This window comes from Catenulispora sp. GAS73, assembly GCF_041262085.1.
GTDB lineage: Bacteria > Actinomycetota > Actinomycetes > Streptomycetales > Catenulisporaceae > Catenulispora.
In genome coordinates this window covers 216,505-232,645 of sequence record NZ_JBGCCM010000020.1, presented here as the reverse complement: position 1 = coordinate 232,645, position 16,141 = coordinate 216,505, and the positions used below count along the sequence as shown (strand labels likewise).

Here is a 16,141-nt window from a genome sequence, read left to right as displayed (position 1 = left end):
AAATGCCCCGCCGCGGGGCGCGCGGGGCCCCCCCGCCCCCCCCCTTTTAGTCCAGTCCCACCCCCCCCGGCCCCCCCCCCGCCCCCCGCGCGCGCCCCGGGTCCCGGGGCGTCAACGACCTTGCTCACACCGCTGGCTGGCTAGGGATCGACGGCTGCGCGGCCGGAACTGAGGTCGGCCCGGGCCAGCTGATCACGACGCGGCCGTGCGGCAGGTCCGCGACCCGCCCCGCAGGCAGCAGGTCGTCAACGGTTTCGGCCGGCCACACTGTGTACTGCGGTCCCGGCCCTCCGCGCTGTTCGGCGTCCCACACCCTCATCTGCTCGGCCATGTGCTCGGCGAGTGCGTTCGCGTCGGGTCCGTAACCGACCGCGCCGGCTTCCCAAGTAGTTCCGCCGTCGGCGTCGTCGCTGACCTTCTTGAACACTAGGAACGCCACCGAGCCGTTCTCGGCCGCGGCCGGCGCGTAGCTCTTGAGCGGCGCGAGATTCAGCGGGTCTCCGCTGCCGATGGCAATCGTTGCGGCGCCGGGCATGTTGGCCAGCCACAACTGCAGCACGTCGTGCGGCTCCATCCCGCGCATCGTCACCCCGCTCCAGGCTTTCGCTGGCCGGGAGTCCAGGAGGCCGGTGAAGTCGCCGGCATCGGCCGGGACCGCCTGATCGAACCGCAGCGTCACCGTCTCCGTCAGCGGGATCCGGGTCTCCAGCTGCGCGCGGGCCGCGACTCCTCGCATCGGTACGAACCCCATAAATTGCCCGCGGTCGTCACTGACCAGGTGGTCGCCGTCGCGGCGCAGCGCGACCACCCGGGTGCGTCCCAGCACCCGAAGTGGCAGCACCAGCACTCCGTCCGGGGCCAATTGCTCCCACCAGGCGTTCGGGACGTCCATCGCCTCAACCGTGACGATGATCCGATCAAATGGCCCGTGCTGCGGGATACCGCGCTCGCCGTCCCCACAGACCACGACGACGTCCGAATAGCCGGCCAGCTGCAGGCAGCGCTCGGCTCGCTCGACGACCTCGGGGTCGATATCCAGCGTGAAGACCAGGCCGGTGCTGGTCACGATCTCACGGATGTACGCGGCGTTGACGCCGCCGCTGCCGATCTCCAATACCCGCTGCCCCGGCCGCAGACAGGCCCGCTCCAGCATGTCAGCCTGGCAGCTGGGCGCCGACACGGAGCTGACGGTGACGCCAGCCTCGTCCTTCTTGGTCCGAAGGACCGTGTCCTCGTATGCGGTCGCCACCTCGACCTCGTTAGCGAACAAGTGCCGGGCGACCGTGCCCATGGCGCGGGCCACCGGGTCGGTGCGGATCCAGCCTTCGTCGCGGAGCTGCTGCACCATGGCGTCGCGTAGAAGATTCGGGGAGGCGGGTGGGGATTGGGTTTCCATCCGGTTGACGCTAGAGGGCGCCGCTGACAGTACCGCGTTGATCGCACACAGCCATGACGGCCGGACGGATCGGTGCCGGGAACGTCGCGGCTACTGCCCAGCGGCGCTGGGCTTGCGGCGCAGGCCCGGAGCGCGCCGCGGCCGGAACCCCGCGGCGCGTCAGCCTGCCGGTCGAGACAGGCGGGTGGTGCTGCTCAAAGGGCCTGGTGTTCTTCCTGCTCGTCGGCGTGTATCTCAGGCTGGAGATCAGGATCGTGCGCGAGGCAGTAAGCGGTGGTGTCCCCTGTGGGCTGCCAGGTTATTTAGGGGGCTGCGATACGGTTGACTGCCCGAATGGAGACGGTCGATCTGAGAAGACGAGGGTGCCGGACAACCCAGATAGTGTGCCCGTGGTCGAGGGCGACCCTCACACCCTCGGTGTTCTCTATGCGAATAACTACCTTCAAGCCCATCCGCGGGTCGCAACCGAACCAGCTGTCGCTGCGGATGGAGGCGAATCTGATGACGGCGACTTGGGCCGCGGCCTTGGACCTGATGCAGGGGATGCTCACCGGCGAGGCCGGCAACCGCGACGAACGAAGAGCTTACCGAGTTCTTCCACGGGTTCGCTGTGAGAGTTGGGACGGCCAGGGAACGACACCACGGCAGCGACGAACAGCGGGGACGCCGGTTGGCGGGGCCTAAGGCCTGTTTGAGAATCCCGGTCGTGGCTGGGGAGTTCAAGGCGCTGTGCCGGGCGGCGGACGGCCGGCCTGATCCTGGTTCGGCTCTGGCCGGTCGACCGGCGCGCCCAGCGCGGATGACGGGCCTGCCTGGCGCGGGCGGGGTTCTCAAACAGGCCTTAGCAGCGAGCGGCTGAAAACCTGCCGCGCCACCGTCTCAACCGGGGCTAGAGTGCTTACGTGATCTCGCGGTATCAGATCGTTTGTCCCGGCTGTGAAGAGCCGTTTTTGGTACGCCTGGGGATGGCGCCAAGCAAGATGACGCGGTTTTATGTTCCGTGCCCCACGTGCAAGCTCCCGATTCGTGGGCGCTCTTATGGCATGGACCTCGACTCCACTCGGGTCGATTTTGATGCTGAGTGGTTCAGGGGTGATGAGCCCGAGCTCATCGTCACCATCGATCCGAACGTGCCTTCCCGCTACGAAGCAACGGACATGATGAGCGGGATCGGAAGCGCTCCCGCCGCGACGTTGTTGCAACTTGTCGGTGACGAACGCATGCCCGACCTTATTACGTACCTGCCGCGAGGGCGGCAGGCGGCCGAGGAATGGTGGCCGAAGGCTCGTCGAATTTACGAGTACTACCTCGAAGAAGACTGGGTACGGTTCAACAAGGCTGGCCGCTCCATGCTGGGTGACAGCTGGTCTGATCCGGCAACAACCCATGAACGCGCTACAGCAGCCCACCAGGTGCTTGGAATCGTCTTGAAAGCGATTACCGATGATGACGATCCTGCAGCATCGAACTTCTTGCGTCGATGGCTGAAGAAGCATACCGGCGCATTGAATCGCACGTCATACAGGGCGTTCGCTCGTGCAGATGCTGACTCTGGCGAGCTTGCCGTGATGCAGCGACGGCTTTTCGATGTACTGGATCTATTCATCCAACGATTCGACTCGTGGCAGATGGGAATCCTTCGCAGGATCGTCCCCGATCAGCGATTGCCTCTGCTGGGCGACCTGACGCTATTTCGCGACGAGTTTGACATTCTTCGTGACCTCTATCAACAGGCCTTTGAAACGGTCTGCAAGACGCTGCGCTATCCGGTGGCTGCTCAGAACACCATCAAGCGCGGCGACCCGAGTGACTTTGGCGGCGTCGTACCGCAGACATTGACTCGCAAGGCCAACCCGAAAGACCTCGCGGCCTTCGAGAAGTTGGTGAACTACGAGAAGCTACAATACGTCGCTCAGATCCCCGGCATGGAGGGATGGGTCGGGCTGCTGGACAACAAGACCAGGAACGCCATCGGCCACGCGACCGTGCGTCACGACCTAAGGACTGGACTCGTGGTGAGCGACACGTTGCCAGCGGGCGTGCACTACCTCGACGTCGCCTCGGATGTGTTTGGCATCTTCGATGCACTCTGCATTTCGCTACAGGTCCTGCGCGGAATCCGCATCGTTTCTTCGCCGGACTTTGGCAAGGAAACCAACGACGTCGAGGCAAGCGTACGGCGAGCGCTGGGGCTGCCGTCGAGCTAAGGCCTGTTTGAGAACCCCCGGTCGTGGCTGGGGCGTTCAGGTGCTGCGCTGGGCGCGCCGGGCGGCCGGCCTGATCCTGGTTCGGCTCTGGCCGGTACGGGGTAGCCAATCGCCTGCGGCGCGGTCGCGTCGACTTCCACCTCCAGGTGAAGGTCCCCGAGTCGGGCCTGCTCGACAGCGATCAGTTGTGCGCTGGTCAGCGGGAATTGCAGCGTCGGGCGCTCGATCCGGCCGCCCGGTCAGCCCGCCACCAACAATCAGCCGGTTGAGATATCCCCCGTGGTCCCGGTCTTATGAGGCGGAGCGCAGGTAATCAGGAGCAGATTTGCTGCCGACGAGCCGGCCAGCAGGTGGTCGGTTGGGACGGTCGTGATGGCCGCTCGCTGGCCGCGGACGCGGGTCTTTGCAGCCTGCCCATCCCGCGGGCGACGCGATGGTGGCCCTGCTGCACGGGGCACAGCCGCCTAGTGGCCTGGTGGCAGGCCGCCGAGCTTCCTTAGCTCGGCGTCGATCAGCCCGATCGCGACATTTGCTAGTGGACCTTGTGCCTTGGCGAACAGTCCGCGGATCCGGGATGCGTGAGCAGCGGCGCGGGCCGGGTCAGACTCGTTCCCGAGCCTGTCGAGGGCGTCGGTGAGCGTCTTGCGCTCGTTCTCGTCGTGGAACACCAGTGAGGCGGAGCTGGCGCGCAACTGATCGGTCAGCAGGGCGATCGCCGCCGGGTCGAAGCTGACGATGAGGTTGCCGGTGCCGCTGTGCAGATTCGTGACTGAGCCGTTGATCACGGTGGAGACTGTCACTGGCGGCGCTGATTGCTCAGCGTTCTCGTCAGCGGCTGCCTCGGCCTGTTCGGCGTCATACGCCTCTTTCCAGCCTTTCACGGATCCTCCGAACTCCTCGATGCAGCGAACGCCGTCGCGGGTGAGGGTGTAGAAGCGGGCAGTCCGCTCGAGCCGCCCCGTAGGTCGCTCCTCGAACTGCACCAGGCCGGCGGCAGTGAACTCGGACAGGGTGGTCTCGACGTCTCGGCGCTCATGAAGCCATTCCCCGGCGTAGGAGCACCAAGGGCGCCGTATGCGGCCCCAGGTTTCGTCCCAGCCGAAGTCGACTTGTACGGTGCCGTCGTGGTACAGGCCATTGAGCATGATGGTTCGGCATATCTGTCGCCTGGCCGTCGGATCTAGTCGGCGGAGCTGGACCAGGTGGTCGTGGGCATCCTCGCCAGCCTTGGTGAGCCGGGTCAGCGTCTGGGGCCGGCGGAACCGGCGAGGCCGCGTTTCGCGGATGGTCAAGCTGGCCTCAGCAAGACAGCGCAGTGCTCTCCTGGCGACGAACTCGCTCGTGCCGAACAGCGCGAAAGGGCTGATGTATGAGCTGTCTGCGTCTCCGACAAACTGGATTGCCGTGCTGAGCACATCATCAAGATCCCATCCGCGCTCCAGTGCGGCTTGAACGTCCCCCACGTCTTGATGTTATCGGCCAATTCAGGGTGCTGTGTTGTACTGTTGCCGACTCCTGGGTGATCGCACGTTCCAGCGGCCACCACCGCCAGCGATGCCGCAAACCGGCAAATCGGCTGGGGGATGGTGGTGATCTACGCGGCAAGGGCGACGGAGAGGGCTGGTTTCGCCCAGGTCCGCCCCGCTATCCTGCGGCCTATATCAGGGGTCTGGGGGGAGTTACGCGATGCCCGCTTCATCGCCGTCATCCGGTTCGAGTGCTGTTGTGGGAAACGTGCTCGTCGTAGTGGCTGTTCTCGGCTACCTGGCATGGCTGCGATTCCGTTGGTACCCGCGGCGCCAGCGGGAACGGAGACTGCCGGACGAGTGGTACCGGGAGGCAGGGATGGCCGCGCTGGCCCATCTGTACCCGAACACTAACGAGGGCGGGTTCGCGGACCTGCGCGGGCGGCTTATCGATCAGAAGCTCAGCGGCTATGCCGTCGAGCGGATCATTCGGCTGCTGATGGCCGACGGTGTCCTGCACCGCCGCGTCGAGGACGGCGTGGAGCAGTTCGCTCTCAACAGCGCACAGCCCGAACCCCTCGCGGCCACCGCGCCATCGCCCGCCGTGAGCGGGCCGGCAAGCACCGCGCCCGGCCCGCCGCCGGGCATCGTCTTCAACTCCGGAACCTTGTACTACCAGCACAACGGCGGCACCATACAGTCCGGCACCGCGAACACCTCCACCCATAGCCAAGCCTCAGGCGGTGAGTCTGACATGCGGCGCCTAGCCGAGCAGATCGCCAGTGCCCTGCGCCAGGACGCCGCCGGTTCCACTGATCCGGCGATGGCCCAGGCCGCGCGCCATGCGGCAGCCGATGTCGAGCAAGCAGCCAAAACTGGCGACAAGAACCGCTGGGATGGTGCGCTGGACCGGATCCAGAAGCTGTCAACCGCGGCCGGCCCCGTCCTCACAGCCACGACGCAGGTCCTCACCCTGATTCTCGGCAACAAGGCGTAGAACTTGACCGCGACCAACCCTCGTGGCGGCCGCCAGGGCCCGCAGGCTGCGCTGCCTGATCGGTCGCGTTCGCGTGCCGTCCTCATCGGCGTCTCGGCGTTCCGCCATCCGACGCTGCCCGACGTGCCGGCCGCCGGCAACAGCCTGCACGGCATGCACGACGCGCTGGTCGACCTCGGCGGCTGGCCGCCCGAGCGCATCGAGGTTCTGGACAACCCGTCGGACTGCCGCAAGGTGGGGAGCCTCATCAGCGACCTGGCCGTCGACACGGACGAGACGCTGCTGCTGTACTACGTCGGGCACGGGCTGATCGCGTCGACTTCGGCACAGTCACTGTGCCTGGCCGTCGCGGACACCGATCCCGCTCACCCCGAGAAGTGGGGCATCGAATACTCCCTGATCAAGGAGGCGTTCCGCGGCAGTCCGGCGGCCGTTAAGATCGCCATCCTGGACTGCTGCTACTCCGGCCGGGCCATCGACGCCCTGTCCGGCGGCGGGCTCAGCACCCTCACGGAGGCATTGGGTGTCTACACGCTCACCGCCTGCGATACCGACCAGATTGCGAGGGTTCCGCCGCTGGCGGAGCAGGACACTGCGTGCACAACCTTCACCGGAGCCTTTCTGGAGGTCCTGCATGAGGGCGTCCCGAGCCAGCAGGATGTTCTGACTCTCGCGGCGATCTACCCCGAGGTGCGACGCCGGCTGCTCGCCCGCGACCTCCCCTGCCCGAACAAGAGCGCCACAGACACGGCTGAACACCTTCCCTTCGCAGTCAACAGACGACGAGCCGGACTCTCCGGTGCCCCGGCCGCGACGCCGACCGCTGTGAAGCAGCTGAAAGGCGTTGGCATGATGCCCTCTTGGCTTCGCGACTTCGCTGAACCCGGCATCGACCGTTCGACACGGCTGTTGAGCTTGGACGCAGCCGAGCGCGGGCGCACCGCCGGAGACGGCGTAAGCCGGCGGCCGCGGTTGGAAGGCGAGGTGGACGTGCGAGAACTTGCTGCGTTGTTCGGCCTGTCTCGGCGCGATACCGCGCGCCTGGCGCGCCGCCCGGAGATCATCCAGGCCCTGGGGAACCGCGCGGTCAAGGACGCCGAAGATCTGCTGCGCGACCTGGCACGGCAACGCGTGGACCTGCCGTTCGACCTGCCCTTGCTCTGGCAGCCGCAGCGGAGGGCACCGGCGGCGGCTTTAGACGAGACGCGGCTGGTGGATGGGTTCTTCATCGCTGTCTGGCGTGCCGAGCTGGGGCGGGTTTGCGTCCTGTACCGGTGCGATGACCTGGCCCCGCGGGCGCTGGACTACTCAGCGGTGCTGGCCAGCCTCGATGCGCGGCTTTTGGCTGTGGAGGCGAAGAAGTTCGAGCTGCATGGCCCGCGGCTGCTGATTGTCGAGGCTGAAGCCCCGGAGCAGACCTACTACGCCAACTGGCGCGATCTGGCAGAGGTACTTGGCCGCGACATCCCGTGGTGGCCGCGCTCGATGCGTAGACCAGCACAGATGGCCCAGTGGGAGCCTGATGGCAGCCCGGCGGCGTATGAGCCGACCACCCACCGCGATGTCGCCGCGCTCCTGGATCTGGCCGACCGCGAGCCGGAGGGTTCGCCGGCACGACTTGCCGCCGTGTCTTTGGCCGCCCAGTGGCATGACGAGGCGTTCTCCGCCGCCACCGACGAGATCGCGAACGCCCTCAACGCCCCGCAGTGGAAGGGCTGGATGCTGGCCGCCAGGCCTCTGCGACACCGGGCGCCGCATTTCATCCGCAGGATCCCCGAGGCGGAAGTTCGACGGGGATGGGGCCAGATCGCGTGCAGGACAGACCATACGGCCTGGGCTTGCGTTCAACTCGCCTCTGAGATGCACGGCGGAGGCGTCTTTCCCTTCGGCGACCACATCGAGATCGCCGCGAGTACGGGCCCGGCCGCGGAATGGGCCTCACGTCTGGTGCCGACCGAGCCGACAGCGGTCCTGGCCTACCTCGACGGCGCCAATGCCATCGACGCCTTGAAAGACCCGGCCACCGGCCTTCCCGTCGCGCAGCGACGGAACACCACAGGAGCGCCGGCAGCGATGTACAGCACGCTTGCCACACAGCGGCTGCCTACGACCAGCCCCCTAGCCCAGTTCATCGTCGATGACGTGATCTGGATCCGCACCCAGGATGGCGTGCTCTACCCGGCCCCGCGCCTATACGGCGAAACGCTGGGTTTCGGCTACCGCGGACCCGAGGCGCGGCGGCTCGCCCAACTCATTGAACGGCTGCTGCAGGACATCACCGCGCCGGCCGCCGCCCTGAGCGACCAGAGCGTGTCACTCGGCTTGCTGCAAGGAGCGACCGGCGGCTGGGACGATGGCGAAGTCCTCAGCCGTACCCAGTTGCTGCTGGCCGTCCAGAGCACCGGTCGCGTGGACCCGGCCCTGTGACCGCACAGCCCCATACTGACTCAGTATCCTGCTAGCACGCACCGCCGCGCCGGCCACCAGCCGCCGTGTCCGCAAGCGGGGAGCCGAACCGAGGTAGCACAGTCACGAACTGGGGGGATTTGCGATGGTCGCCGTCACGCTACGGACCGACGGACGCGGCAGCACCAGCATGGAGGAGCTCTACCGCTGGCTGCGCGGCGAACGGTCACTGACAGGCCTGGTCCGAACCGTCCAGGAACCGCCCGGCGAGCAGGACCTCGGTGCTGGCTCCAGCGCGCTGGAGATCGCAGTCGGCTCCAGCGGCGTATGCGTCGCATTGGTGGGGTCCCTCAACGCATGGCTGCAAAGCCGACGCTCCGAGGTGTCCATAGAGGTCACCGCAGCCGACAAGAGCGTCAAGGTCAAGGCCAGCAACGTCGATGAGGTGACAGTCCTGCTCACCGAGGCCATGCGGATCGCCGAGGGCCGTGAACCCTGACGCCGCTCGGTCCGCCGCGATCCTCATCGCCGTTGCACAATACGACGATCCCGCCTACCCGAAAATCCCGGCCGCAGCCAGCAGCCTTCAGGCCATGAAGGCGATGCTCGTCGAGGCAGGAGGGTGGACGCCAGAGTCGATCAAGCAGCTTCCGAGCCCAAGTGACAGCCGCAAGGTCATTACCTTGATCGAGGACGTCGCGAAACAGGTCACAGATACCCTCCTGCTCTACTACGTCGGCCACGGCGTGATCTCAGGAGATCAACTGTGTCTGACGCTCGCCGACACCCAATCCATCAACCCGGGCGCCTACGGAATCGAATACCCGCGCATCCGGGCCGCGCTGCGGGACAGCCCCGCTCGCGTCAAGATCGTGATCCTGGATTGCTGCTTCTCCGGGCGCGCGATCGAGGCGCTGGCCGGCTCCGACCCGCCGCCGGACATCCACGGCACCTTTGTCCTGACCGCCAGCGACGGCGATCACGGCGCCCACGTGCCGCCGCCGCACCGCCAAAGCGGGGTGTGCACGTCGTTCACCGGCGAGCTGATCAACCTAGTTCAGACCGGGATCGAGGGCGGGCCCGACCCCTTGACGCTGGATGTCATCTACCGACACCTGTACACCCGACTCGTCAACCGTGGACTGCCCAAGCCCCACTTCAGCAACGGCGGAACCGCAGCCGGCTACCCCTTCGCACGCAACCGGTCGGCTGTGCGCGCCGTGACGCCGAAGACAACAGAGACCGAGCCGGCCAGTCGTCGTCGCCGGCCGGCCCCTACTCCTCGCTGGCTGCGCGAATTCGCCGAGGCGGCCCAACCCCACACGCCGCGCGACCTGCCGTTAGAAGCCGCAGCTGGCCTAGGGAGCCAGCACGACACCGACCAGGGTCTTGAGTATTCGCATCGCCCGCAGAGGACCCTGCTCGAAGGCAAAGCATGGGGCGGCCTGACTGAGCTGGGCGAACTGCTCGACACCGGGACCGGCTATTCACAGCTGAGCTTCCATCCCGCCCTACCTGAGCCATTGCTGGGCACCGGAGGCAGAACCACCCTGGAGCCGGCGATTCGGCACCTTGCCGCGCACGATCTCTACCTCGCCGAGGAGGCGCCGCTGTTGTGGCGCCCCGCAGGCCAGGCAGAGCCAGCAACGATCGTGGCTACCGCCGTGCGCGGAAGCTTCTTCCTATGCCTGTGGCGGGCACGGGCCGGACTCATCGCCGTGGTCTACCCCTGCGACTGCGAAGACATCTACACGCAGGACCCTGCGGACTACTGGCAGCTAGCCCAGGGGCTGCCGGAGCGGCCGGACACAATCGCCTGCCTCAACACCGATTTCGGACTGTGGGGGCCGGAGTTCACCGCAGTGGATGCCCGACACCCCGGTCGCTACTACCGGGCGACATGGCCGGACTTGGCTGGCGCGCTCGGGCGCGACGTCCCCTGGTGGCCGGACACCCTACGCCGGCCCGAGCGGATGACCTCCTGGTGCGCTGCACCGGAACCTTTCACCACGCACTACTACGAGGTCACGACGAACCTTGACGTCATGGCGCTGATCGAGTTGGCGGAGGCGGAACCCGAGGATTCTGCGGCGCGGGTGGCAGTGTTGCACCTGACATCAGACATCCGCGACCGCGCCATGACCGACTGCCGGATCCAGACCAGCTCGCTCGAGGATGCCGCGGGCCGCTGGACCGGTGCGGTGCTGGCAGCCCGGCCGCGGAAACGCGGCTTCAAACAGTTCGCTGGCGTCCCCGCTGAACGCCTGCGCGAGGGATGGCAGGTCATCGCACGACGCCCCGACCATCTGGCCTGGACCAGCCTGCGCGTCGCCAAGGCCTGGAACGGCGGGGCCAACATGCCATTCGGCCGACCCGTTACCGTCCGCAGCACTTCGCCGGCCGCGAAGGAATGGGCGGCCCGCCTGGTGCAGTCCGACCCCACCGCCGCTGTCGCCTTCCTGCATGGCTACGACATCGCCACGGTCCTGACCGACCCGCGCACCGGCCTGCCCGCCGTCCACGGCGGCGGGGAGCCTCCCTTCCCCTGCCACACACTGCCCCCTGACCGCCTGCCCACCACCAGCCCGCTGGCCGAAGTCATCCTGGACGAGGTGATCTGGATCCGCACCGCAGACGGAACCCTGTACCCGGCGCCGCGGCGTCACGACTACGGCCCGGCGTTCGGGTACGACGGCACCGGCCCAAGGGTGCTCGCGGTACTGATCGATCGCCTACTCGACGACATCGGCGCCGACGGGATCGACATCATGGCCGATTCCATCTCGATCGGCCTACACGAAGGCGCGACCGGCAGATGGGCCGCCGGTGCGGTGCTCACCCGCGGCCAGCTGCTTCTGGCCAGGCAGAGCACGGGCCGATTCCGCCGATGAACGACAACCATCAGACGGTCCGCCGCAGTGCGACATCGCGCACATCGTTGGCGGCCTGCGAAATCTCGCGAACATCCCGCACGGCGGCACGCAGCTGCCGATCATCCCGCGCGGCGCGGCCGGAGCCGGAGCGTGCCGCCGGACAGTCGCCCGCCCGCCCTGGTACGGGGATGCACGGTGATGATCCTGGTCTACGTCGGCGATCGCGTCGGCCGCTGTATCGGAGATCCTGCGGGAGTACTGCGACGATTTCCCTGGAGGACTTGGTGCGCTTCGTGGCCGGTCGCCGTGCTGCCTGATCGCTTCCGCTCGAATGCCGTCATCATCGGTGTGGCGAACTACGACGACGAGGGCTTCCGCGATATCCCGGCCGCAGCCAACAGCGTCCGGGCGATGCAACACGTTTTGCACGGGCTCGGCGGCTGGCCGGCCGACCGGATCAAGGCCATGGACAGCCCCTCAGACTGCCGTGCCGTGGTCGACGAACTTCACGACATCGCCGCGAACACCGAAGACACCCTGCTCCTGTACTACGTCGGCCACGGCGTGCTCTCCTCCTCATCGATGGACCTGTGTCTCACCGTCAAGGACACCAAAAGCGGGCGCCCTGATCTCTACGGCATCGAGTACAGGCGGATCAAAGAGGCCTTCAAAGACAGCCCGGCGCGGGCGAAGATTGCCATCCTCGACTGCTGCTATTCCGGCAGGGCCATCGACGCACTGGCCGGCGACGCCCTCCAGGAGTTCACCGCAGCTGATGGCGTCTACACCCTGATCGCCAGCGACCAGATCGCACACGTGCCGCCACTAGCCGATCAGGACAATGCCTGCACCTCCTTCACCGGCGAGCTAGTAGAGATCATCCGAGCAGGCCTGCCTGTGCACGGCGACGTGCTGTCCTTGCACGACATCTACCGCGAGCTCAGAAGGCGCCTGCAAGAGCGCGGGCTGCCGAGGCCCAATCAAAGCGGCACCGACCTGATCGGGCAGGCCCCCTTCGTAATCAACCGGGACCGGGGAGAGCTCGCTCCAGGTGAAATTCCCGAATGGCTTCGTGCCTTCAGTGAAGGCGCGGTGCATGAAGACGCACTGCCAGACGTCGAGGACGGAACCTACGATCCGGGGTTCGGCGACGATGTCAGCCTGACGGAGCTGAGCTCGCTGATCGACGTCGACGTTCGGCGTCTACGCCAGGCCCTCGGACACCCCAAGACCCGGTGGTTCCGCCGGGGCAGGGACGCCGCCGACAGGGTGGTCGATCTTGAGGGTGCGCTGCGAGATCTCGCGGAGTCCGTCCCGGAACTGGCGGAGCGAGTCCCGCTGCTGTGGCGGTCCACGTCGCTGATGACGCCAGCCCGTCTGGAAGCCTCAGTAACCCGCGACGGCTGCTTCCTGTCCTTGTGGAAAACGCAGGCCGCGCGGGTGTGCATCGCCTACCCGTACAACCTTCCGGCCACGATGAGAGAGCCGCGCGACTACATGCAGTTGGCCACGGCACTTCCGGTAATGCCGGATGTCGTCGTGGTCGTTCTCTACGAGCACACGACCTACGGAGTCGACCTCCACGCCGTTGACACCGCGCATCCGGATCGCCGCTACTTTGCAAGATGGGCAGACCTGATCCGCATCCTGGGGCGGGCCCTTCCCTGGTGGCCGCCAGCGCTGCGCCGCCCGGCGGACATGGCCCGATGGGCTCCAGGCCAAGCCAAGTCGTCGACCTATGAGGTGGTGGTCCGCTCCGACGTGCCTGCCTTGATTAGGCTCGCCGACACCGAACCGGACGGATCCGCGATACGCATCGCAGCAATCGCACTCGCCGTCGAACTCCGCGACATCTTGATCGAGCAAGCCCTCACCGACATCGAGGACATGGAGACCGACGACAGCTACTGGGCCGGCACCGTCACGCCGGCCAGGCCCGAGACGCTAGGCCACAGGACGTACCCGCCCGCGCCCCCCGACGTTATACGGGAAGGATGGCTGGCCATCTCCCAGCGGAACGATCAGCTGGCCTGGGACTGCATGCAGACGGCGATGCGCGAATACGGCGAGGAGTACTTCCTGTTCGGACGGCGCTTCCATCTCGACAGTCCCGCAGCCGGAGCTGCGGCCGAATGGCTCGCGCGCCTGGTTCCGTGCCCCCGGACCGCAGCCCACGCCTTCGTCTCCGGAGAGGACGCAGCGGAGACATACCTGGACCCTGCCACAGGCATGCCGGCGGCCCGGTTCGACGGAACTCTGGCTTATCCGGATGTCATGACTTACTCCAGTGCCGCCCCGCACCGCCTGCCGACCTCGAGCCCGCTGGCCGAGGTGATACTCGATGAGGTCATCTGGGTCCGCACGCAGGACGGAGTCGTTTACCCGGCGCCGTGTTCGGACTACCGTCCCCACTTCGGATACAGCGGCAGCGGGCCCTCCGCCCTGGCCATCGTCCTGGAAGCGCTCCTGAAAGACATCGACAGCGCCCCAAGATACCGAGACACACCCACCGTCTCCGCGGGACTTTTCGCGATTGCCCAGAAGAAGTGGCGCCCCGGCACTGTGCTCACGCGCGCCCAACTACTGGCACTCCTTGAGCGCACCGGCCGCGAGCACAGCCGATAGCTCCGAGCTTCCGCCCGAGCGGGGTCCGGCGGTTATGGAGGGTGAGGGCGCTGCTATGCGGACAGGCGTCTAGTCAGGGCCTCATCGACTGACTCGACTGTCGAGAATCCCAGTCCCATCCTCCGTGCGAGCTTGTCAGCGGAGGGTCCGTGGACGGGCTTCAGGGACCGAGGAACGATGAGCTCGAGCCGCTTCTCTGGCACATTGTGCTCGGCCAGCAGGACTCTAACGGGCCAAACATCCTCGGCAGTGTGCGGAGAGAACCGCAGTTGCAGACTTCCCCGTTGTGATGCAGGGCTGCGGATCGTGGTGAGGAGTTGGTCTTCGCGGTAGCTCCAGTACACTTTGGCGTCGGCCGTCATGGCCAGGCCGACTTCAGGGTCGCACAGGGCACGGATAAGGGGACGATATCTGCTAGCCAACCCTGGGGCGAACAACATGTCGATGACCAGGTTATCGATAGTCGGTCCCTGGGCTCCATTGTTCCAGGCATTGACACAATAGGCGCCGGTACGATTCAGGGCTCCGATCCGGCGCAGCAGTCCGCTGGCGACCCACCCTGTGTTCGAGCCTTCATCGGGCTTGCGCACGATCTGGTACATGTGATCTGGCGTGTGAGGGAGGACTCCGGGCCGATAACCCGCCCAGTTGGGCCGGCCACTCGGCCAGGCGTAGTTGCGGGAAAGGACATCCAGGCCCTTGCGCCACTTACTCGGTCGTGGACCGCGGACTGTCAGACGGGCTGAGTCACGCCACGCCAAGTGGAGTCCGTCGCGGTCGACACCGTCCACTCGCAGTTCAGGGATCCCAGTGCTTGAGCAGTCGTCCGGCGAACACGTCGAGAGCAGCAGTTCGAGGAATGGCCAGACGAGATAGTCGCCGCCGAGCGTCACCGTTAGGCCGGCCTCGGTAGGAGACGCGGCTGATAGCAACGCTACGTACCCGTAGTAGTTGGCCGGATAGATCAGATTCCAGAAAACCAGCGATTCTAAAAGGAGTTGGTCGCCGACAGCGGCCGGAATCAGCGGAGAACCTGGATCTGCCGCGAGCACCCGAGCTAATGCCTCCCGGTACGGCTCTCCGGTGACGCCGCTGCGTTGCTGGGCCTTGTGACGCAGGGAGTGGTTCGTCACGTCTGTCCCCTTCGGGCGCTGCCGACCTCAGCGCACGTAAGGGCATGCGCGTAGTGCACCGCGTTGATGCGAATGGAGGGCTGAGACGTACGTCAATCTAGGGATGTGCCAGCGCTCCGGTCGGTGGTGCGCCCATCCTGGCCTGCCCTGCAACCGCGACTATGAAAACACGCCGCTGGACAGGTGGGCAAAAAACGCTAGGCCAATGGAGTGCAGCGCTGTCACGGCCCACATGTAGATCGCGGTCGATCACAGGCCTGTGGATAGCTGCCATCTGTGTGCCTCGCGGGTCGGCTTGTAGCTGTTGTGCTGCGGCGGAGCTGCGGGCTGTGGCCTTCTTCGACGGCGTGCAGCCTGTGGTAACCCTCGCCTTCACCGCAGGCTTCACCTCGCATAGTTCGCGTTTGGCCATTTGTCGCCTCGCCCGACACCGCCGACAGCCGCCCGGCCGGTGTCGGCTCGCATCAGTTGATCGATCCTGGCCATTGCCCGGGCGCCGACGCGTCCAGGAGTTTCAGTGTGAGCGGGATCCGCAGACCCCGGCACAGTCGGCCGGGACGCGTTCGCCGATCAGGGCGAGGACGATGAGGACTTTTCGGGTTCCTTGGCGCAGGGTGCTGATAAGGCCGTAGTCTAGCCCTGCCCTCCTGATGGAAAGGAGGTGGTGACAGTGGTATCCAGGTTGAAGCGAAACCAGGTCAAGCTGATCAGTCAGCTGATCCAGTTGGTTCAGACCATCCTGCTACTGCTGACGGGAAGGTAGGACCGCCGCATCACTAGTGCGGCGGTCCTACCGGCTCGGCGGACCCGGCCCAGGGGAGTGAACGCTCCGGGCCGGGTTTCGTCGTTTCGGAGAGTAGCCATAGCTGGCATGGCCTCGCGACGCCGTATGAATACAGCAAGCAAATGGTTGATAGCGGAAAGCAACGGTCGAGCAGATGGCACGCGCCCTGCTCCGCATAGAGCCTAGCCTCCCCGGCCGCATCACTGCGGCACTACACCGAAACCGCTTGCGCATCTGCACGTGCAAGAGCACGA

Annotated in this window: 9 protein-coding genes; 6 read left to right on the top strand and 3 right to left on the bottom strand. The window is 66.3% G+C overall.

All coding sequences use genetic code 11. The annotated features are described in order from the left end of the window. Positions 1-124: 124 nt before the first annotated feature. Entirely contained in the window at positions 125-1,396 is a 1,272-nt protein-coding gene (fxlM, locus tag ABH935_RS29070) for a methyltransferase, FxLD system (protein ID WP_370381110.1), read from the bottom strand. 1,043 nt (positions 1,397-2,439) lie between these two features. Between fxlM and ABH935_RS29065 the strand changes: the two genes are divergently transcribed. After that, positions 2,440-3,603 (top strand): hypothetical protein, encoded by a 1,164-nt coding sequence (locus ABH935_RS29065; RefSeq protein WP_370381109.1) that lies wholly within the window; start codon positions 2,440-2,442, stop codon positions 3,601-3,603. 464 nt (positions 3,604-4,067) lie between these two features. Here ABH935_RS29065 and ABH935_RS29060 read toward each other — a convergent pair whose 3' ends face one another. After that, the gene (locus tag ABH935_RS29060; protein WP_370381108.1) at positions 4,068-5,066 is read right to left on the bottom strand and encodes a hypothetical protein; all 999 of its coding nucleotides are present in this window, start codon (positions 5,064-5,066) and stop codon (positions 4,068-4,070) included. Between the two features lie 382 nt (positions 5,067-5,448). On the opposite strand from ABH935_RS29060, the gene ABH935_RS29055 reads away from it, so the two are divergent. The 5 genes from ABH935_RS29055 (at position 5,449) to ABH935_RS29035 (ending at position 13,970) form a co-directional block, all read left to right on the top strand. After that, a complete protein-coding gene (locus ABH935_RS29055; RefSeq protein ID WP_370381107.1) occupies positions 5,449-6,066 on the top strand; it encodes a hypothetical protein in 618 nt (205 codons plus the stop codon). A 3-nt stretch (positions 6,067-6,069) separates the two neighbouring features. Then, on the top strand, positions 6,070-8,493 hold the full coding sequence (locus ABH935_RS29050) for a hypothetical protein (protein WP_370381106.1): 2,424 nt from the start codon (positions 6,070-6,072) through the stop codon (positions 8,491-8,493). Positions 8,494-8,617: 124 nt separating this feature from the next. Next, positions 8,618-8,971, top strand: coding sequence for a hypothetical protein (locus ABH935_RS29045; RefSeq protein WP_370381105.1), 354 nt, complete (start codon positions 8,618-8,620; stop codon positions 8,969-8,971). Beyond that, complete coding sequence (locus tag ABH935_RS29040) at positions 8,961-11,363, top strand: hypothetical protein (protein ID WP_370381104.1); 2,403 nt, start codon at positions 8,961-8,963, stop codon at positions 11,361-11,363. The genes ABH935_RS29045 and ABH935_RS29040 overlap by 11 nt, the downstream gene beginning before the upstream one ends. Positions 11,364-11,543: 180 nt before the next feature. Further along, positions 11,544-13,970 carry a caspase domain-containing protein gene (locus tag ABH935_RS29035; protein WP_370381103.1) on the top strand — a complete coding sequence of 809 codons (2,427 nt, stop codon included), beginning with the start codon at positions 11,544-11,546 and terminating at the stop codon, positions 13,968-13,970. Positions 13,971-14,023: 53 nt separating this feature from the next. Here ABH935_RS29035 and ABH935_RS29030 read toward each other — a convergent pair whose 3' ends face one another. Continuing rightward, on the bottom strand, positions 14,024-15,103 hold the full coding sequence (locus ABH935_RS29030; RefSeq protein WP_370381102.1) for a hypothetical protein: 1,080 nt from the start codon (positions 15,101-15,103) through the stop codon (positions 14,024-14,026). Positions 15,104-16,141 lie beyond the last annotated feature (1,038 nt).

Bases quoted from the DNA above. Each gene is read 5' to 3' on its own strand.
- fxlM (WP_370381110.1), bottom strand. From the start codon at position 1,396: ATGGAAACCCAATCCCCACCCGCCTCCCCGAATCTTCTACGCGACGCC.
- ABH935_RS29065 (WP_370381109.1), top strand. From the start codon at position 2,440: ATGGACCTCGACTCCACTCGGGTCGATTTTGATGCTGAGTGGTTCAGG.
- ABH935_RS29055 (WP_370381107.1), top strand. From the start codon at position 5,449: ATGGCCGCGCTGGCCCATCTGTACCCGAACACTAACGAGGGCGGGTTC.
- ABH935_RS29045 (WP_370381105.1), top strand. From the start codon at position 8,618: ATGGTCGCCGTCACGCTACGGACCGACGGACGCGGCAGCACCAGCATG.
- ABH935_RS29035 (WP_370381103.1), top strand. From the start codon at position 11,544: ATGATCCTGGTCTACGTCGGCGATCGCGTCGGCCGCTGTATCGGAGAT.